Below are 15,430 nucleotides of genomic sequence, written 5' to 3'. Positions count from 1 at the left end.
ATCGGACGAGGACTGAGAAATGGGAATCCGCAAGTACAAGCCGACTACGCCGGGCCGTCGTGGCTCCAGCGTCGCCGACTTCGTCGAGGTCACGCGGTCCACGCCGGAGAAGTCGCTGGTCCGCCCGCTGCACAGCAAGGGCGGCCGTAACAACGCCGGTCGTGTGACCGTTCGCCACCAGGGTGGCGGACACAAGCGCGCCTACCGAGTGATCGACTTCCGTCGTCACGACAAGGACGGCGTGCCGGCGAAGGTCGCGCACATCGAGTACGACCCCAACCGCACCGCGCGCATCGCGCTGCTGCACTACGCGGACGGCGAGAAGCGCTACATCCTCGCCCCGCGCAACCTGCAGCAGGGTGACCGCGTCGAGAACGGTCCCGGGGCCGACATCAAGCCGGGCAACAACCTGGCGCTCCGCAACATCCCGGTCGGTACCACGATCCACGCGATCGAGATCCGTCCGGGTGGCGGCGCCAAGTTCGCCCGCTCCGCCGGTGCCTCCGTGCAGCTGCTCGCGAAGGAGGGCACCATGGCCCACCTCCGCATGCCGTCCGGTGAGATCCGCCTGGTCGACCAGCGCTGCCGCGCCACGGTCGGCGAGGTCGGCAACGCCGAGCAGAGCAACATCAACTGGGGCAAGGCCGGCCGTAAGCGCTGGCTGGGCGTCCGCCCGACCGTTCGCGGTGTGGCGATGAACCCGGTTGACCACCCCCACGGTGGTGGTGAGGGCAAGACCTCCGGTGGTCGCCACCCGGTCAGCCCCTGGGGTCAGAAGGAAGGTCGTACTCGTTCGCCGAAGAAGGCTTCGAACAAGTACATCGTCCGCCGCCGCAAGACGAACAAGAAGCGCTAGGAGCGGGTTTAGATGCCGCGCAGTCTCAAGAAGGGGCCCTTCGTCGACGACCACCTGATCAAGAAGGTGGACGTACAGAACGAGGCAGGCACCAAGAACGTCATCAAGACCTGGTCCCGTCGCTCGATGATCATCCCGGCCATGCTCGGCCACACGATCGCGGTGCACAACGGCAAGACCCACATTCCGGTGTTTGTCACCGAGTCGATGGTCGGCCACAAGCTCGGCGAGTTCTCGCCGACGCGCACCTTCCGGGGTCACGTCAAGGACGACCGGAAGTCGAAGCGCCGCTAACGCGGGGTGGAATCGACCATGACAGACACTGGAAGGACAACCATGGAAGCCAGGGCCCAGGCGCGGTACATCCGCGTTACGCCCATGAAGGCCCGCCGCGTGGTGGACCTTATCCGTGGCATGGATGCCACGGAGGCTCAGGCGGTCCTGCGTTTCGCCCCGCAGGCCGCGAGCGTGCCGGTCGGCAAGGTGCTTGACAGCGCCATCGCCAACGCCGCGCACAACTACGACCACACCGATGTCGACAGCCTTGTCATCTCCGAGGCCTACGTCGACGAGGGTCCGACCCTGAAGCGGTTCCGGCCGCGTGCCCAGGGCCGCGCCTACCGGATCCGCAAGCGGACCAGCCACATCACCGTGGTCGTCAGCAGCAAGGAAGGAACCCGGTAATGGGCCAGAAGGTTAACCCGCATGGGTTCCGGCTCGGCATCACCACGGACTTCAAGTCCCGTTGGTACGCCGACAAGCTGTACAAGGACTACGTCAAGGAAGACGTCGCCATCCGTCGGATGATGACGTCCGGCATGGAGCGCGCCGGCATCTCGAAGGTGGAGATCGAGCGCACCCGTGACCGCGTGCGTGTGGACATCCACACCGCTCGTCCGGGCATCGTCATCGGCCGCCGTGGCGCCGAGGCCGACCGCATCCGCGGCGACCTCGAGAAGCTCACGGGCAAGCAGGTCCAGCTGAACATCCTCGAGGTCAAGAACCCCGAGACGGATGCGCAGCTGGTGGCCCAGGCCGTCGCCGAGCAGCTCTCCTCCCGCGTCTCCTTCCGCCGCGCCATGCGTAAGAGCATGCAGTCGGCGATGAAGGCCGGCGCCAAGGGCATCAAGATCCAGTGCGGTGGCCGCCTCGGCGGCGCCGAGATGTCCCGCTCGGAGTTCTACCGCGAGGGCCGTGTGCCCCTGCACACGCTCCGCGCGAACGTGGACTACGGCTTCTTCGAGGCCAAGACGACCTTCGGCCGCATCGGTGTGAAGGTCTGGATCTACAAGGGCGATGTGAAGAACATCGCCGAGGTCCGTGCCGAGAACGCCGCTGCCCGCGCCGGCAACCGCCCGGCCCGTGGCGGTGGCGGCGGCGCCGACCGCCCGGCCCGTGGTGGCCGTGGCGGCGGTGGCGAGCGGCGCGGTCGCAAGCCGCAGCAGGCTGCCGGTGCCGAGGCCCCCAAGGCCGAGGCTCCCGCCGCCGCTCCGGCTGAGAGCACCGGAACGGAGGCCTGACCGACATGCTGATCCCCCGTAGGGTCAAGCACCGCAAGCAGCACCACCCGAAGCGCCGCGGTCAGGCCAAGGGTGGTACGACGGTCGCGTTCGGCGAGTACGGCATTCAGGCCCTCACGCCGGCGTACGTGACCAACCGCCAGATCGAGGCGGCTCGTATCGCGATGACCCGCCACATCAAGCGTGGCGGCAAGGTCTGGATCAACATCTACCCGGACCGCCCGCTCACGAAGAAGCCCGCCGAGACCCGCATGGGTTCCGGTAAGGGTTCGCCCGAGTGGTGGATCGCGAACGTGCACCCGGGTCGGGTCATGTTCGAGCTGTCCTACCCCAACGAAAAGATCGCCCGTGAGGCCCTCACTCGCGCAGCGCACAAGCTGCCGATGAAGTGCCGGATCGTCAAGCGCGAGGCAGGTGAAGCGTGATGTCGGCCGGTACCAAGGCGTCCGAGCTGCGCGAACTGGGTGACGAGGAGCTTCTCGCGAAGCTCCGCGAAGCCAAGGAAGAGCTGTTCAACCTCCGCTTCCAGGCGGCGACCGGTCAGCTCGAGAACCACGGTCGGCTGAAGGCCGTCCGAAAGGACATCGCGCGGATCTACACCCTGATGCGTGAGCGCGAGCTGGGCATCGAGACGGTGGAGAGCGCCTGATGAGTGAGAACAACGTGACTGAGCAGACTGCAGAGGCCCGCGGCTTCCGCAAGACCCGTGAGGGTCTCGTCGTCAGCGACAAGATGGACAAGACCGTCGTCGTCGCCGTCGAGGACCGCGTCAAGCACGCGCTGTACGGCAAGGTCATCCGCCGTACGAACAAGCTCAAGGCTCACGACGAGCAGAACGCTGCCGGCGTCGGCGACCGTGTCCTCCTCATGGAGACGCGTCCGCTGTCCGCCACGAAGCGCTGGCGCGTCGTCGAGATCCTCGAGAAGGCCAAGTAGGCGGTTCCCGCAAGGGAGCCTCCACCAGTACGCCTGCGGGCAACCCCGCAGGACAGTTCCGCCAGGCTCGGCAGGGGCTTCACCTCGTGAAGAGGCGGCCCCTGCCGGGAACCGGCAGACAAACAGGAGATAGACGTGATCCAGCAGGAGTCGCGACTGCGTGTCGCCGACAACACTGGTGCGAAGGAAATCCTTTGCATCCGTGTGCTCGGTGGCTCCGGTCGCCGCTACGCGGGCATCGGTGACGTCATCGTCGCCACCGTCAAGGACGCGATCCCCGGTGGCAACGTGAAGAAGGGTGACGTCGTCAAGGCGGTCATCGTTCGCACCGTCAAGGAGCGCCGCCGTCCGGACGGCTCGTACATCCGCTTCGACGAGAACGCCGCCGTCATTCTGAAGAACGACGGCGACCCTCGCGGCACCCGTATCTTCGGCCCGGTCGGCCGTGAGCTGCGCGAGAAGAAGTTCATGAAGATCATCTCGCTCGCGCCGGAGGTGCTGTAAGCATGAAGATCAAGAAGGGCGACCTGGTCCAGGTCATCACCGGTAAGGACAGGGGCAAGCAGGGCAAGGTCATTGCGGCCTTCCCCCGTGAGGACCGTGTCCTGGTCGAGGGTGTCAACCGGGTCAAGAAGCACACCAAGGCCGGCCCCACCGCCAGCGGTTCCCAGGCCGGCGGCATCGTGACCACCGAAGCCCCCATCCACGTGTCCAACGTTCAGCTGGTCGTGGAGAAGGACGGCAACAAGGTCGTCACGCGTGTCGGTTACCGCTTCGACGACGAGGGCAACAAGATCCGCGTTGCCAAGCGGACGGGTGAGGACATCTGATGGCTACCACCACCACTCCGCGTCTGAAGACGAAGTACCGCGAGGAGATCGCGGGCAAGCTGCGTGACGAGTTCAAGTACGAGAACGTCATGCAGATCCCCGGTCTCGTCAAGATCGTGGTCAACATGGGTGTCGGCGACGCCGCCCGTGACTCGAAGCTCATGGACGGTGCCGTCCGTGACCTGACCACCATCACCGGTCAGAAGCCGGCCATCACCAAGGCCCGCAAGTCCATCGCGCAGTTCAAGCTGCGCGAGGGTCAGCCGATCGGTGCTCACGTCACGCTCCGTGGCGACCGCATGTGGGAGTTCCTGGACCGCACCCTGTCGCTCGCGCTTCCGCGCATCCGCGACTTCCGTGGTCTGTCCCCCAAGCAGTTCGACGGCCGTGGCAACTACACCTTCGGTCTCACGGAGCAGGTCATGTTCCACGAGATCGACCAGGACAAGATCGACCGCGTCCGGGGTATGGACATCACCGTGGTCACCACGGCGACCAACGACGCTGAGGGCCGTGCGCTCCTTCGTCACCTCGGCTTCCCCTTCAAGGAGGCGTGAGCGAGATGGCGAAGAAGGCTCTGATTGCCAAGGCTGCTCGTAAGCCCAAGTTCGGAGTACGCGGCTACACGCGCTGCCAGCGCTGCGGCCGTCCGCACTCCGTGTACCGCAAGTTCGGCCTCTGCCGCGTGTGCCTTCGTGAGATGGCTCACCGTGGCGAGCTGCCGGGCGTGACCAAGAGCTCCTGGTAATCCCGTAATTCGGGATTCCTGAGCTCTCGGTAAGTAAAGGGCAGTGTCAGGTGCCCGCCCCTCCATGGCTTAGGCTAGGAGGGTTGGGCGCCTGACGCCCGTACGACTTACTACGCCGTAGGTCCACCGCGCCGCACCCGTCCCGTCTCGGATCGGGGAGAGGGATGGCGCACCAGGAAACCCCGGCGAGAGAGGCCACAGGCCAACTCATGACCATGACTGATCCGATCGCAGACATGCTGACGCGTCTGCGGAACGCGAACTCGGCGTACCACGACTCCGTGACGATGCCGGCATCGAAGATCAAGTCTCACATCGCGGAGATCCTCCAGCAGGAGGGCTTCATCACGGGCTGGAAGATCGAGGACGCCGAGGTGGGTAAGAACCTCACCCTCGAGCTGAAGTTCGGTCCGAACCGTGAGCGCTCCATCGCGGGCATCAAGCGGATCTCCAAGCCCGGTCTCCGGGTTTACGCGAAGTCCACCTCCCTGCCCAAGGTGCTGGGCGGCCTCGGCGTGGCGATCATCTCCACGTCGCACGGTCTCCTCACCGACAAGCAGGCCGGCAAGAAGGGCGTAGGCGGAGAAGTTCTCGCCTACGTCTGGTAGCGGAAGGGAACGGAGGAAACAGCTATGTCGCGCATTGGCAAGCTCCCTATCACGGTTCCCGCCGGCGTGGACGTCACCATCGACGGCCAGACGGTTTCGGTCAAGGGCCCCAAGGGCTCGCTGACCCACACCGTCGTTGCGCCGATCGAGATCGCCAAGGGTGAGGACGGCGTTCTGAACGTCACCCGCCCCAACGACGAGCGTCAGAGCAAGGCCCTGCACGGCCTGTCCCGCACGCTGGTGGCGAACATGATCACCGGCGTGACCCAGGGTTACGTGAAGAAGCTCGAAATCAGTGGTGTCGGTTACCGCGTGACCGCCAAGGGCTCGAACCTCGAGTTCGCGCTCGGTTACAGCCACCCGATCACCGTCGAAGCCCCCGAGGGAATCACCTTCAAGGTGGAGAACCCGACCCGTTTCCAGGTCGAGGGCATCGACAAGCAGAAGGTCGGCGAGGTTGCGGCCAACATCCGCAAGCTGCGCAAGCCCGACCCGTACAAGGCCAAGGGTGTCAAGTACGAGGGCGAAGTCATCCGCCGCAAGGTCGGAAAGGCGGGTAAGTAAGCCATGGCATACGGGCAGAAGATTCTGAAGGGCGACGCCTACAAGCGCGCCGCGATCAAGCGCCGACACATCCGGATCCGCAAGCGGATCGCCGGTACGTCGGAGCGCCCGCGTCTGGTCGTCACTCGCTCCAACCGCCACATCGTGGCGCAGGTGATCGACGACCTGAAGGGTCACACCCTGGCTTCGGCGTCCACACTGGACACGTCGATCCGCGGTGCGGAGGGCGACAAGTCGGCGCAGGCCAAGCAGGTCGGCGCCCTGGTCGCAGAGCGTGCCAAGGCCGCCGGTGTCGAGGCCGTCGTTTTCGACCGTGGTGGTAACCAGTACGCCGGGCGCATTGCCGCTCTGGCGGACGCAGCCCGCGAGGCCGGACTCAAGTTCTGAGTCCTGGTTCCGTAGCTAGCGGAGACAGAGAGAGGTAATTCCAATGGCTGGACCCCAGCGCCGCGGTGGCGGTGCCGGTGGCGGCGAGCGGCGGGACCGGAAGGGCCGTGACGGTGGCGCAGCTGCCGCCGAGAAGACCGCGTACGTTGAGCGCGTTGTCGCGATCAACCGCGTCGCCAAGGTAGTGAAGGGTGGTCGTCGCTTCAGCTTCACCGCGCTGGTCGTGGTGGGCGATGGTGACGGCACCGTCGGTGTCGGTTACGGCAAGGCCAAGGAGGTGCCGGCCGCCATCGCCAAGGGTGTTGAGGAGGCCAAGAAGCACTTCTTCAAGGTCCCCCGTATCCAGGGCACCATCCCGCACCCGATCACGGGTGAGAAGGCGGCGGGCGTCGTCCTGCTCAAGCCGGCGTCCCCCGGTACCGGCGTTATCGCCGGTGGCCCGGTGCGTGCCGTGCTCGAGTGCGCCGGCGTTCACGACATCCTGTCGAAGTCGCTCGGTTCGTCGAACGCGATCAACATCGTGCACGCGACCGTGGCGGCCCTGAAGGGCCTGCAGCGTCCCGAGGAGATCGCGGCTCGCCGTGGTCTGCCGCTCGAGGACGTCGCTCCCGCGGCTCTGCTGCGTGCGCGTGCCGGGGCTGGTGCTGCGTAATGGCTCAGCTCAAGATCACGCAGACGAAGTCGTACATCGGCAGCAAGCAGAACCACCGTGACACCCTGCGTTCGCTCGGGCTCAAGCGCCTGAACGACGTGGTCGTCAAGGAGGACCGCCCCGAGTTCCGCGGAATGGTTCACACCGTCCGCCACCTCGTGACGGTCGAGGAGGTCGACTGATCATGGCGGAAAACAGCCCGCTCAAGATCCACAACCTCCGTCCCGCCCCGGGCGCCAAGACCGCCAAGACCCGTGTGGGTCGTGGTGAGGCGTCGAAGGGTAAGACGGCCGGTCGTGGTACCAAGGGCACGAAGGCCCGTTACCAGGTTCCGGCGCGCTTCGAGGGTGGGCAGATGCCCCTCCACATGCGCCTTCCGAAGCTCAAGGGCTTCCGGAACCCGTTCAAGACCGAGTTCCAGGTCGTGAACCTCGACAAGCTGGCGGAGCTGTACCCGGAGGGTGGCGAGGTCACCGTCGAGGGTCTCGTCGCCAAGGGTGCCGTTCGCAAGAACAGCCTCGTCAAGGTCCTCGGCCAGGGCGAGATCTCCGTGGCGCTCCAGGTGACGGTCGACGCCGTCTCCGGGTCCGCCAAGGAGAAGATCACCGCCGCGGGCGGTACCGTCACCGAGCTCGTCTGAACACCACAGGCGTCTCGATGACTTGAGCGATCCCGACCGGGGATACCCCACAAATGGGGTATCCCCGGTTGGTCGTTCCTAGGGCGGCAGTCTCGCCGGTAAGGTGGCCTGCACTGCCCTCTTTCACAAGGTGCTTCCGATGGGGCACCTTGGGCGGCAGTCGACCGTTACACATGTCGTTGTTCTTATTGGAACCTCAACACCGTCACCCTTGACGCAGACGCGCGGGGGTCGCAGGAGGCACCGTGCTCACCGCGTTCGCCCGGGCGTTCAAGACGCCCGACCTGCGCAACAAGCTGCTCTTCACGCTCGGCATCATCGTGGTCTACCGGGTCGGCACCCATGTCCCGATCCCGGGTGTCGACTACAAGAGCGTCCAGACCTGCGTGGACGAGGCATCCGGCAACCAGGGCCTCTTCGGTCTGGTCAACATGTTCAGCGGCGGCGCGCTGCTGCAGATCACGATCTTCGCGCTGGGCATCATGCCGTACATCACGGCGAGCATCATCCTTCAGCTGCTGACCGTGGTCATTCCACGGCTGGAAGCGCTCAAGAAGGAGGGCCAGTCCGGTACGGCGAAGATCACCCAGTACACCCGGTACCTCACCGTGGCGCTCGCCATCCTCCAGGGCACCGGCCTGGTGGCCACCGCCCGTAGTGGCGCGCTGTTCTCGGGCTGCTCGGTGGCCGGCCAGATCGTCCCGGACCGCGCGATCTTCACCACCATCACGATGGTCATCTGCATGACCGCCGGTACGGCCGCGGTCATGTGGCTCGGTGAGCTGATCACCGACCGCGGCATCGGCAACGGCATGTCGATCCTGATGTTCATCTCGATCGCCGCGACCTTCCCCTCCGCGCTGTGGGCCATCAAGAAGCAGGGCACGCTGGCCGGCGGCTGGATCGAGTTCGGCACGGTCATCCTGGTCGGCCTCGTCATGGTCGGCCTGGTGGTCTTCGTCGAGCAGGCCCAGCGCCGCATCCCCGTGCAGTACGCGAAGCGCATGATCGGCCGCCGGTCCTACGGCGGCACGTCGACGTACATCCCGCTGAAGGTGAACCAGGCCGGCGTGATCCCGGTCATCTTCGCCTCGTCGCTGCTCTACATTCCGGCGCTCATCGTCCAGTTCTCCAATTCGCAGGCAGGCTGGGCGACCTGGATCACACAGAACCTGGCCGACACGGCGGCGCCCGCGCACATCACTCTCTACTTCTTCCTGATTGTCTTCTTCGCGTTCTTCTACGTGGCCATTTCCTTCAACCCCGAGGAAGTAGCCGACAACATGAAGAAGTATGGTGGCTTCATCCCGGGCATCCGGGCTGGCCGACCGACCGCTGAGTACCTGAGTTACGTACTCAACCGGATCACCTGGCCGGGTTCGCTGTACTTGGGGCTTATCGCTCTCGTGCCGACGATGGCGTTGGCTGGTTTCGGGGCAAACCAGAACTTCCCGTTCGGTGGCACCAGCATCCTGATCATCGTGGGTGTCGGGCTCGAGACGGTGAAGCAGATCGAGAGCCAGCTCCAGCAGCGCAATTACGAAGGGTTCCTCCGCTGATGCGTATCGTCCTCGTCGGGCCGCCGGGTGCCGGTAAGGGAACGCAGGCCACTCGCCTAGCCGAGAAGCTGCGCGTACCGCACATCTCCACGGGCGACCTGTTCCGCGCCAACATCAGCCGGCAGACGGAACTCGGGAAACTCGCGAAGTCCTACATGGACGCCGGCAACCTCGTCCCCGACGAGGTCACCATCGCCATGGCGAAGGACCGCATGGAGCAGCCGGACGCCGAGCGCGGCTTCCTGCTCGACGGTTTCCCGCGCAATGTCTCGCAGGCCGAGGCGCTGGACGAGCTCCTCACCACCGAGGGCATCAAGCTGGACGCGGTACTGGACCTGGAGGCCCCCGAGGAGGAGGTCGTCAAGCGGATCGCCGGCCGGCGCATCTGCCGTAACGACTCCTCGCACGTCTTCCACGTGACGTACAAGCAGCCGTCGAAGGACGGCGTCTGTGACGTCTGTGGCGGGGAGCTGTACCAGCGCGACGACGACTCCGAGGAGACCGTCCGCACGCGGCTGGAGGTCTACCACACGCAGACCGAGCCGATCATCGACTACTACAAGGCACAGGGTCTGGTCGTGACGATCGAGGCCATGGGCCCGGTGGACGAGGTCACCGGCCGCGCGCTGGCGGCGCTGAAGCGCGAGGACGACGGCCAGTAGGTTCCGTCCCGGGTACGGCCGTGGAGTCCTCCGGGACGCCACGGCCGTACTGTTGTGTACGTATGTGTCATCGACCGACCTGAGTGACGGAGAGCGCAGGCCCCCCATGGTCCAGATCAAGAGCCCCGAGCAGATCGCCAAGATGCGTGCGGCGGGCCTGGTCGTCGCCGCCATCCACGCGGCGACGCGGGAAGCGGCGGTGCCGGGGGCGTCGACCAAGGACCTCGACGAGGTCGCCCGCAAGGTCCTCGCCGAGCACGGCGCGAAGTCGAACTTCCTCGGCTACGGCGGATTCCCCGCGACCATCTGCACCTCCGTGAACGACGTCGTCGTCCACGGCATCCCCTCCGACGAGGTCGTCCTCAAGGACGGGGACATCATCTCCATCGACTGCGGCGCGATCGTCGACGGCTGGCACGGCGACGCCGCCTACACCGCCTTCGTCGGCTCCGGTCACGCGCCGGAGCTGATCGAGCTCTCCCGGGTGACCGAGGAGTCGATGTGGGCCGGCATCGCCGCGATGAAGCCGGGCAACCGGCTGGTGGACGTGTCCCGGGCCATCGAGACGTACATCCGTCGCCAGCCGAAGCCGGGCGGCGGTCGCTACGGGATCATCGAGGACTACGGCGGCCACGGCATCGGCACCGAGATGCACATGGACCCGCACCTGCTGAACTACGTCGACCGCAAGCGGGGCAAGGGGCCGAAGCTGGTTCCCGGTTTCTGCCTGGCCATCGAGCCGATGGTGTCGCTGGGGACGCCGCGGACGGAGGTCCTCTCGGACGACTGGACCGTCATCACGACGGACGGGACCTGGTCCTCGCACTGGGAGCACTCCGTCGCGTTGACGGAGCAGGGGCCGCTGGTGCTGACGGCTGTGGACGGTGGCAAGGCGAAGCTTGCCGAGCACGGGGTCGCGGCCGCGCCGGACCCGTTGGGCTAGAGAGTGCGGGCGGGGGCTCGAGGTCTGCTCGCCCCCGCCGCCCTTCCGTCCAGAACCCGGGGGCTGTGCCCCCGGACATGTGCCCCCCGACCCCCCTTCCGGCCCTGAACGGCCGCGTCGGCCTCGTCCTCGAACGCCGGACGGGCCGAGGGCCGCTTAAGGATCTCCTTCGCGGGGCACACTTCCTTCCTCGATTCGTGTTTCCGGGTGTGCTGACGTAGACTGACTCGTCGGCTCTTGTGCACCCGCATGTCTGTATGCGCCCGTAAGGGAAAGCCCAGGAGTCGATCAAGGTAGTCGATTCGAAGGGCGAAGCGTGGCCAAGAAGCAAGGTGCCATCGAGATCGAGGGCACTGTCGTCGAGTCTCTTCCGAACGCCATGTTCAGGGTTGAGCTCCAGAACGGCCACCAGGTCCTGGCGCACATCAGCGGCAAGATGCGCATGCACTACATCCGCATCCTCCCTGACGACCGGGTCGTGGTGGAGCTGTCTCCGTACGACCTGACGCGTGGCCGGATCGTCTACCGGTACAAGTAGATCTTGCCCAGGCCCCCCGTGCGTTCCCGCACGGGGTGACCGGCAACTGACCCGGAGAACCTCACATCCCATGAAGGTCAAGCCGAGCGTCAAGAAGATCTGCGACAAGTGCAGGGTGATCCGCCGTCATGGTCGGGTCATGGTGATCTGCGAGAACCCGCGCCACAAGCAGCGCCAGGGCTGATCGCACACAGATCCCACCCTCTGCATCACGCAGAACTTCGCGCGACGCGAGCTGAATATGTTCATACGCAGAACCCAGACCTCTGGTCTGACACCCCCGGTTCGGAGGCCGGGGACCCAGTCCGTACCAAATCTTCCCAGGGAAGAGGCCGGCGGCTGGGAGACGGTTCTGCGGAAGACCTCCGAAGATCACCAGGAGCCATTGAATGGCACGCGTTTCCGGTGTTGACATCCCGCGCGAAAAGCGCGTGGAGGTCGCCCTCACCTACGTGTTCGGCATCGGCCGAACCCTGTCCCAGGAGACGCTGGCTGCGACCGGCGTCGACCCGAACACCCGCGTTCGCGACCTCTCCGAGGAGCAGCTCGTCGCGATCCGCGAGTACGTGGACGCCAACATCAAGACCGAGGGTGACCTCCGTCGCGAGATCCAGGCCGACATCCGCCGCAAGGTCGAGATCGGCTGCTACCAGGGTCTCCGTCACCGTCGTGGTCTGCCCGTCCGCGGTCAGCGCACCAGCACGAACGCTCGTACCCGCAAGGGCCCGCGTCGCGCCATTGCCGGCAAGAAGAAGCCGGGCAAGAAGTAGTCCTCAGCGGACGCTCATCAGCGGTCTTCGCTGTAGGACCGACCACCTCCCGTAGGAGTATTAGATGCCCCCCAAGGGTCGTCAGGGCGCTGCCAAGAAGGTGCGCCGCAAGGAAAAGAAGAACGTCGCGCATGGCCAGGCGCACATCAAGAGCACGTTCAACAACACGATCGTGTCCATCACGGACCCGGCCGGAAACGTGATTTCGTGGGCCTCCGCCGGCCACGTCGGTTTCAAGGGCTCGCGCAAGTCCACGCCGTTCGCCGCGCAGATGGCCGCCGAGTCGGCTGCCCGTCGCGCGCAGGAGCACGGCATGCGCAAGGTCGACGTGTTCGTCAAGGGTCCGGGCGCCGGTCGTGAGACCGCCATCCGTTCCCTGCAGGCCACGGGCCTCGAGGTCGGCTCCATCCAGGACGTCACCCCGACGCCCCACAATGGCTGCCGTCCGCCGAAGCGCCGCCGCGTCTGACGCACGGCTGCTTGTCGGACTGAGGTTGTCGGGCGGTATGGCTCTTCTGAGTCATATCGCCCGTACCCTTGTCTCATATCAGGGCGTCAAATAGCGGTCGCCCCTGACAGAAGGAACGCACCATGCTGATTGCTCAGCGTCCGTCACTGACCGAAGAGGTCGTCGACGAATTCCGCTCCCGGTTCGTGATCGAGCCGCTGGAGCCGGGCTTCGGCTACACCCTCGGCAACTCTCTCCGCCGGACCCTCCTGTCCTCGATCCCGGGTGCGGCTGTCACGTCCATCCGCGTCGACGGCGTGCTGCACGAGTTCACCACCGTGCCGGGCGTCAAGGAGGACGTCACCGACCTGATCCTCAACATCAAGCAGCTGGTCGTCTCCTCGGAGCACGACGAGCCGGTCGTGATGTACCTGCGCAAGCAGGGTCCGGGTCTGGTCACCGCCGCCGACATCGCGCCCCCGGCCGGTGTCGAGGTGCACAACCCCGACCTGGTCCTCGCCACGCTCAACGGCAAGGGCAAGCTGGAGATGGAGCTGACGGTCGAGCGTGGCCGCGGTTACGTCTCCGCCGTGCAGAACAAGCAGGTCGGTCAGGAGATCGGGCGCATCCCGGTCGACTCGATCTACTCGCCGGTTCTCAAGGTCACGTACAAGGTCGAGGCGACGCGTGTCGAGCAGCGCACCGACTTCGACAAGCTGATCGTCGACGTCGAGACCAAGCAGTCGATGCGTCCCCGTGACGCCATGGCCTCCGCGGGCAAGACCCTGGTCGAGCTGTTCGGTCTCGCCCGCGAGCTGAACATCGACGCCGAGGGCATCGACATGGGCCCGTCTCCCACGGACGCCGCTCTCGCCGCTGATCTCGCGCTGCCGATCGAGGAGCTGGAGCTCACCGTTCGGTCGTACAACTGCCTCAAGCGTGAGGGCATCCACTCCGTGGGTGAGCTCGTGGCCCGCTCCGAGGCCGACCTGCTCGACATCCGCAACTTCGGTGCGAAGTCGATCGACGAGGTCAAGGCGAAGCTGGCCGGCATGGGCCTCGCGCTCAAGGACAGCCCGCCCGGATTCGACCCCACGGCCGCTGCCGACGCCTTCGGCGCGGATGACGACGTGGACGCCGGGTTCGTCGAGACCGAGCAGTACTGATCCGTTTTTGGCTGCGGGACCGCTTCGGCTGGTCGCGCAGTTCCCCGCGCCCCCTGGGGGCGCGGGGTCTCCGACGGGCGACCGCCCGCTCGGATACTGACTCCGGTACCTGGTACGGCCGGGGCAGACACTGAGGAGAAAGACCATGCCGAAGCCCGCCAAGGGTGCCCGTCTGGGCGGCAGCGCCGCGCACGAGAAGATGCTTCTCGCGAACCTCGCGAAGCAGCTGTTCGAGCACGGCCGTATCACCACCACCGAGGCGAAGGCCCGCCGTCTGCGGCCGTACGCCGAGCGTCTGGTCACCAAGGCGAAGAAGGGTGACCTTCACAACCGTCGCCAGGTGCTCCAGGTCATCTCGGACAAGAGCATCGTGCACACGCTCTTCACCGAGATCGGTCCGCGCTACGAGAACCGTCCGGGTGGTTACACCCGTATCACCAAGATCGGTAACCGCCGTGGCGACAACGCGCCCATGGCTGTCATCGAGCTGGTCGAGGCGCTGACGGTGGCGCAGCTGGCGACCGGTGAGGCCGAGGCCGCGACGAAGCGCGCGGTCAAGGAAGACGCCCTGAAGAAGGACGAGGCCGTCGAGGCCAAGTCCGACGAGGTCGTCGAGGACGCTGCCGAGGCCAAGGCCGAGGGCGCGTCCGAGGAGTCGAAGGACGCCTGAGGCTCTGCCTTGCGTGTGAGCGGGTCCGCCCTTCGGGGCGGGCCCGCTCTCGCGTTGTCGAGAGGATCTAGGGGTGAGTGACGAAGTACAGCCCGGTTTCGTACGGGTGCGGCTGGACCTGTCCTACGACGGGGCGGAGTTCTCCGGGTGGGCCAAGCAGGCCGGCGGGCGGCGGACCGTGCAGGGGGAGATCGAGGACGCCCTGCGTACGGTCACCCGGTCGAGGGAGACGTACGAGCTGACCGTGGCCGGGCGTACGGACGCCGGTGTGCACGCGCGGGGGCAGGTCGCGCATGTCGATCTGCCGCGCGAGGTCTGGGCGGAGCATCACGCGAAGCTGCTCAAGCGGCTCGCCGGACGGCTCTCCAAGGACGTACGGGTGTGGGCGCTGCGGGAGGCCCCCAGCGGCTTCAACGCCCGGTTCTCGGCGATCTGGCGGCGGTACGCGTACCGGGTCACCGACAACCCGGGCGGGGTGGACCCGCTGCTGCGCGGTCACGTCCTCTGGCACGACTGGCCCCTCGACGTCGACGCCATGAACGAGGCCGCCGAGCGGCTGCTCGGGGAGCACGACTTCGCCGCCTACTGCAAGCGGCGGGAGGGGGCGACCACGATCCGCACCCTCCAGGAGCTGAGCCTGGTGCGCGGTGACGACGGGATCGTCACGGCGACCGTGCGGGCCGACGCCTTCTGCCACAACATGGTGCGCTCGCTGATCGGGGCGCTGCTGTTCGTGGGGGACGGGCACCGGGGTCCGGAGTGGCCGGGGAAGGTGCTGGCCGCGGGCGTACGGGACTCGGCGGTGCACGTCGTACGGCCGCACGGGCTGACGCTGGAGGAGGTCGGCTATCCGGCCGACGAGCTGCTGGCCGCGCGCAACAAGGAGGCGCGGAACAGGCGCACCCTGCCCGGGGCCGGGTGCTGCTGACCCGC

General features: G+C 66.3%; 27 protein-coding genes. All 27 read left to right on the top strand.

Annotated elements, in window-relative coordinates:
* The first annotated feature begins 19 nt into the window (after positions 1-19).
* The 27 genes from rplB to truA all read left to right on the top strand — a co-directional run bounded on the left by rplB (position 20) and on the right by truA (position 15,425).
* Positions 20-856 carry a 50S ribosomal protein L2 gene (gene rplB, locus ACFWJX_RS13635; protein ID WP_030039757.1) on the top strand — a complete coding sequence of 279 codons (837 nt, stop codon included), beginning with the start codon at positions 20-22 and terminating at the stop codon, positions 854-856.
* Between the two features lie 12 nt (positions 857-868).
* On the top strand, positions 869-1,150 hold the full coding sequence (gene rpsS / locus ACFWJX_RS13630) for a 30S ribosomal protein S19 (RefSeq protein ID WP_005481224.1): 282 nt from the start codon (positions 869-871) through the stop codon (positions 1,148-1,150).
* A gap of 42 nt (positions 1,151-1,192) precedes the next feature.
* On the top strand, positions 1,193-1,540 hold the full coding sequence (gene rplV, locus ACFWJX_RS13625) for a 50S ribosomal protein L22 (protein WP_026252021.1): 348 nt from the start codon (positions 1,193-1,195) through the stop codon (positions 1,538-1,540).
* Positions 1,540-2,376: a 30S ribosomal protein S3 gene (rpsC, locus tag ACFWJX_RS13620; RefSeq protein ID WP_252545591.1), complete on the top strand. Its 837-nt coding sequence runs from the start codon at positions 1,540-1,542 to the stop codon at positions 2,374-2,376. The genes rplV and rpsC overlap by 1 nt, the downstream gene beginning before the upstream one ends.
* Positions 2,377-2,381: 5 nt before the next feature.
* On the top strand, positions 2,382-2,801 hold the full coding sequence (gene rplP / locus ACFWJX_RS13615) for a 50S ribosomal protein L16 (protein WP_004927269.1): 420 nt from the start codon (positions 2,382-2,384) through the stop codon (positions 2,799-2,801).
* Positions 2,801-3,025 (top strand): 50S ribosomal protein L29, encoded by a 225-nt coding sequence (rpmC, locus tag ACFWJX_RS13610; RefSeq protein ID WP_003998824.1) that lies wholly within the window; start codon positions 2,801-2,803, stop codon positions 3,023-3,025. The genes rplP and rpmC overlap by 1 nt, the downstream gene beginning before the upstream one ends.
* Positions 3,025-3,312 (top strand): 30S ribosomal protein S17, encoded by a 288-nt coding sequence (gene rpsQ, locus ACFWJX_RS13605; RefSeq protein ID WP_009327090.1) that lies wholly within the window; start codon positions 3,025-3,027, stop codon positions 3,310-3,312. The genes rpmC and rpsQ overlap by 1 nt, the downstream gene beginning before the upstream one ends.
* Positions 3,313-3,447: 135 nt before the next feature.
* Positions 3,448-3,816: a 50S ribosomal protein L14 gene (gene rplN / locus ACFWJX_RS13600; RefSeq protein WP_003998823.1), complete on the top strand. Its 369-nt coding sequence runs from the start codon at positions 3,448-3,450 to the stop codon at positions 3,814-3,816.
* A 2-nt stretch (positions 3,817-3,818) separates the two neighbouring features.
* The gene (gene rplX, locus ACFWJX_RS13595; protein ID WP_073491922.1) at positions 3,819-4,142 is read left to right on the top strand and encodes a 50S ribosomal protein L24; all 324 of its coding nucleotides are present in this window, start codon (positions 3,819-3,821) and stop codon (positions 4,140-4,142) included.
* A complete protein-coding gene (rplE, locus tag ACFWJX_RS13590; protein ID WP_053753925.1) occupies positions 4,142-4,699 on the top strand; it encodes a 50S ribosomal protein L5 in 558 nt (185 codons plus the stop codon). The genes rplX and rplE overlap by 1 nt, the downstream gene beginning before the upstream one ends.
* A gap of 5 nt (positions 4,700-4,704) precedes the next feature.
* Positions 4,705-4,890: a type Z 30S ribosomal protein S14 gene (locus tag ACFWJX_RS13585; RefSeq protein WP_003948630.1), complete on the top strand. Its 186-nt coding sequence runs from the start codon at positions 4,705-4,707 to the stop codon at positions 4,888-4,890.
* Between the two features lie 209 nt (positions 4,891-5,099).
* Positions 5,100-5,498, top strand: coding sequence for a 30S ribosomal protein S8 (gene rpsH / locus ACFWJX_RS13580; RefSeq protein WP_073491923.1), 399 nt, complete (start codon positions 5,100-5,102; stop codon positions 5,496-5,498).
* 24 nt (positions 5,499-5,522) lie between these two features.
* Positions 5,523-6,062, top strand: a complete 540-nt coding sequence (gene rplF, locus ACFWJX_RS13575; RefSeq protein WP_073491924.1) for a 50S ribosomal protein L6 — start codon at positions 5,523-5,525, stop codon at positions 6,060-6,062.
* A gap of 3 nt (positions 6,063-6,065) precedes the next feature.
* On the top strand, positions 6,066-6,449 hold the full coding sequence (rplR, locus tag ACFWJX_RS13570; RefSeq protein WP_073491925.1) for a 50S ribosomal protein L18: 384 nt from the start codon (positions 6,066-6,068) through the stop codon (positions 6,447-6,449).
* Between the two features lie 43 nt (positions 6,450-6,492).
* Entirely contained in the window at positions 6,493-7,101 is a 609-nt protein-coding gene (gene rpsE / locus ACFWJX_RS13565) for a 30S ribosomal protein S5 (protein ID WP_007384078.1), read from the top strand.
* Entirely contained in the window at positions 7,101-7,283 is a 183-nt protein-coding gene (gene rpmD, locus ACFWJX_RS13560) for a 50S ribosomal protein L30 (protein WP_030788246.1), read from the top strand. Before rpsE ends, rpmD begins: the two co-directional genes overlap by 1 nt.
* A 2-nt stretch (positions 7,284-7,285) precedes the next feature.
* Positions 7,286-7,741: a 50S ribosomal protein L15 gene (gene rplO / locus ACFWJX_RS13555; protein WP_383241319.1), complete on the top strand. Its 456-nt coding sequence runs from the start codon at positions 7,286-7,288 to the stop codon at positions 7,739-7,741.
* A gap of 245 nt (positions 7,742-7,986) precedes the next feature.
* Positions 7,987-9,300, top strand: coding sequence for a preprotein translocase subunit SecY (gene secY / locus ACFWJX_RS13550; protein ID WP_150472366.1), 1,314 nt, complete (start codon positions 7,987-7,989; stop codon positions 9,298-9,300).
* Positions 9,300-9,962 (top strand): adenylate kinase, encoded by a 663-nt coding sequence (locus ACFWJX_RS13545; protein WP_383241316.1) that lies wholly within the window; start codon positions 9,300-9,302, stop codon positions 9,960-9,962. The genes secY and ACFWJX_RS13545 overlap by 1 nt, the downstream gene beginning before the upstream one ends.
* A 106-nt stretch (positions 9,963-10,068) precedes the next feature.
* Positions 10,069-10,905 carry a type I methionyl aminopeptidase gene (map, locus tag ACFWJX_RS13540; RefSeq protein ID WP_383241313.1) on the top strand — a complete coding sequence of 279 codons (837 nt, stop codon included), beginning with the start codon at positions 10,069-10,071 and terminating at the stop codon, positions 10,903-10,905.
* A 316-nt stretch (positions 10,906-11,221) separates the two neighbouring features.
* Entirely contained in the window at positions 11,222-11,443 is a 222-nt protein-coding gene (gene infA, locus ACFWJX_RS13535) for a translation initiation factor IF-1 (protein ID WP_004927214.1), read from the top strand.
* A gap of 70 nt (positions 11,444-11,513) precedes the next feature.
* The gene (gene rpmJ, locus ACFWJX_RS13530; protein ID WP_003998809.1) at positions 11,514-11,627 is read left to right on the top strand and encodes a 50S ribosomal protein L36; all 114 of its coding nucleotides are present in this window, start codon (positions 11,514-11,516) and stop codon (positions 11,625-11,627) included.
* Positions 11,628-11,832: 205 nt separating this feature from the next.
* Positions 11,833-12,213, top strand: coding sequence for a 30S ribosomal protein S13 (rpsM, locus tag ACFWJX_RS13525; RefSeq protein ID WP_020132619.1), 381 nt, complete (start codon positions 11,833-11,835; stop codon positions 12,211-12,213).
* A gap of 64 nt (positions 12,214-12,277) precedes the next feature.
* Positions 12,278-12,682 (top strand): 30S ribosomal protein S11, encoded by a 405-nt coding sequence (gene rpsK, locus ACFWJX_RS13520; RefSeq protein WP_010354218.1) that lies wholly within the window; start codon positions 12,278-12,280, stop codon positions 12,680-12,682.
* 122 nt (positions 12,683-12,804) lie between these two features.
* Positions 12,805-13,827, top strand: a complete 1,023-nt coding sequence (locus ACFWJX_RS13515) for a DNA-directed RNA polymerase subunit alpha (RefSeq protein ID WP_252545593.1) — start codon at positions 12,805-12,807, stop codon at positions 13,825-13,827.
* A gap of 145 nt (positions 13,828-13,972) precedes the next feature.
* Positions 13,973-14,497 (top strand): 50S ribosomal protein L17, encoded by a 525-nt coding sequence (rplQ, locus tag ACFWJX_RS13510; protein ID WP_383241307.1) that lies wholly within the window; start codon positions 13,973-13,975, stop codon positions 14,495-14,497.
* Positions 14,498-14,570: 73 nt separating this feature from the next.
* Positions 14,571-15,425 (top strand): tRNA pseudouridine(38-40) synthase TruA, encoded by an 855-nt coding sequence (gene truA, locus ACFWJX_RS13505; protein WP_383241304.1) that lies wholly within the window; start codon positions 14,571-14,573, stop codon positions 15,423-15,425.
* The last annotated feature ends 5 nt before the right edge of the window (positions 15,426-15,430 follow it).

The organism is Streptomyces sp. NPDC058335, from assembly GCF_042723915.1.
Lineage (GTDB): Bacteria > Actinomycetota > Actinomycetes > Streptomycetales > Streptomycetaceae > Streptomyces.
The sequence above is the reverse complement of the archived record's forward strand: the minus strand, read 5'-3'. Positions and strand labels throughout refer to the sequence as shown.

Bases quoted from the DNA above. Each gene is read 5' to 3' on its own strand.
- rplQ (WP_383241307.1), top strand. From the start codon at position 13,973: ATGCCGAAGCCCGCCAAGGGTGCCCGTCTGGGCGGCAGCGCCGCGCAC.
- rplR (WP_073491925.1), top strand. From the start codon at position 6,066: ATGGCATACGGGCAGAAGATTCTGAAGGGCGACGCCTACAAGCGCGCC.
- rplO (WP_383241319.1), top strand. From the start codon at position 7,286: ATGGCGGAAAACAGCCCGCTCAAGATCCACAACCTCCGTCCCGCCCCG.
- rpsE (WP_007384078.1), top strand. From the start codon at position 6,493: ATGGCTGGACCCCAGCGCCGCGGTGGCGGTGCCGGTGGCGGCGAGCGG.
- rpsM (WP_020132619.1), top strand. From the start codon at position 11,833: ATGGCACGCGTTTCCGGTGTTGACATCCCGCGCGAAAAGCGCGTGGAG.
- ACFWJX_RS13515 (WP_252545593.1), top strand. From the start codon at position 12,805: ATGCTGATTGCTCAGCGTCCGTCACTGACCGAAGAGGTCGTCGACGAA.
- rpsC (WP_252545591.1), top strand. From the start codon at position 1,540: ATGGGCCAGAAGGTTAACCCGCATGGGTTCCGGCTCGGCATCACCACG.
- rplV (WP_026252021.1), top strand. From the start codon at position 1,193: ATGGAAGCCAGGGCCCAGGCGCGGTACATCCGCGTTACGCCCATGAAG.
- rpsK (WP_010354218.1), top strand. From the start codon at position 12,278: ATGCCCCCCAAGGGTCGTCAGGGCGCTGCCAAGAAGGTGCGCCGCAAG.
- rplX (WP_073491922.1), top strand. From the start codon at position 3,819: ATGAAGATCAAGAAGGGCGACCTGGTCCAGGTCATCACCGGTAAGGAC.
- rpmJ (WP_003998809.1), top strand. From the start codon at position 11,514: ATGAAGGTCAAGCCGAGCGTCAAGAAGATCTGCGACAAGTGCAGGGTG.
- rplF (WP_073491924.1), top strand. From the start codon at position 5,523: ATGTCGCGCATTGGCAAGCTCCCTATCACGGTTCCCGCCGGCGTGGAC.
- rpmD (WP_030788246.1), top strand. From the start codon at position 7,101: ATGGCTCAGCTCAAGATCACGCAGACGAAGTCGTACATCGGCAGCAAG.
- ACFWJX_RS13545 (WP_383241316.1), top strand. From the start codon at position 9,300: ATGCGTATCGTCCTCGTCGGGCCGCCGGGTGCCGGTAAGGGAACGCAG.
- ACFWJX_RS13585 (WP_003948630.1), top strand. From the start codon at position 4,705: ATGGCGAAGAAGGCTCTGATTGCCAAGGCTGCTCGTAAGCCCAAGTTC.
- rpsH (WP_073491923.1), top strand. From the start codon at position 5,100: ATGACCATGACTGATCCGATCGCAGACATGCTGACGCGTCTGCGGAAC.
- rplB (WP_030039757.1), top strand. From the start codon at position 20: ATGGGAATCCGCAAGTACAAGCCGACTACGCCGGGCCGTCGTGGCTCC.
- map (WP_383241313.1), top strand. From the start codon at position 10,069: ATGGTCCAGATCAAGAGCCCCGAGCAGATCGCCAAGATGCGTGCGGCG.
- rpmC (WP_003998824.1), top strand. From the start codon at position 2,801: ATGTCGGCCGGTACCAAGGCGTCCGAGCTGCGCGAACTGGGTGACGAG.
- rpsQ (WP_009327090.1), top strand. From the start codon at position 3,025: ATGAGTGAGAACAACGTGACTGAGCAGACTGCAGAGGCCCGCGGCTTC.
- rpsS (WP_005481224.1), top strand. From the start codon at position 869: ATGCCGCGCAGTCTCAAGAAGGGGCCCTTCGTCGACGACCACCTGATC.
- rplP (WP_004927269.1), top strand. From the start codon at position 2,382: ATGCTGATCCCCCGTAGGGTCAAGCACCGCAAGCAGCACCACCCGAAG.
- rplE (WP_053753925.1), top strand. From the start codon at position 4,142: ATGGCTACCACCACCACTCCGCGTCTGAAGACGAAGTACCGCGAGGAG.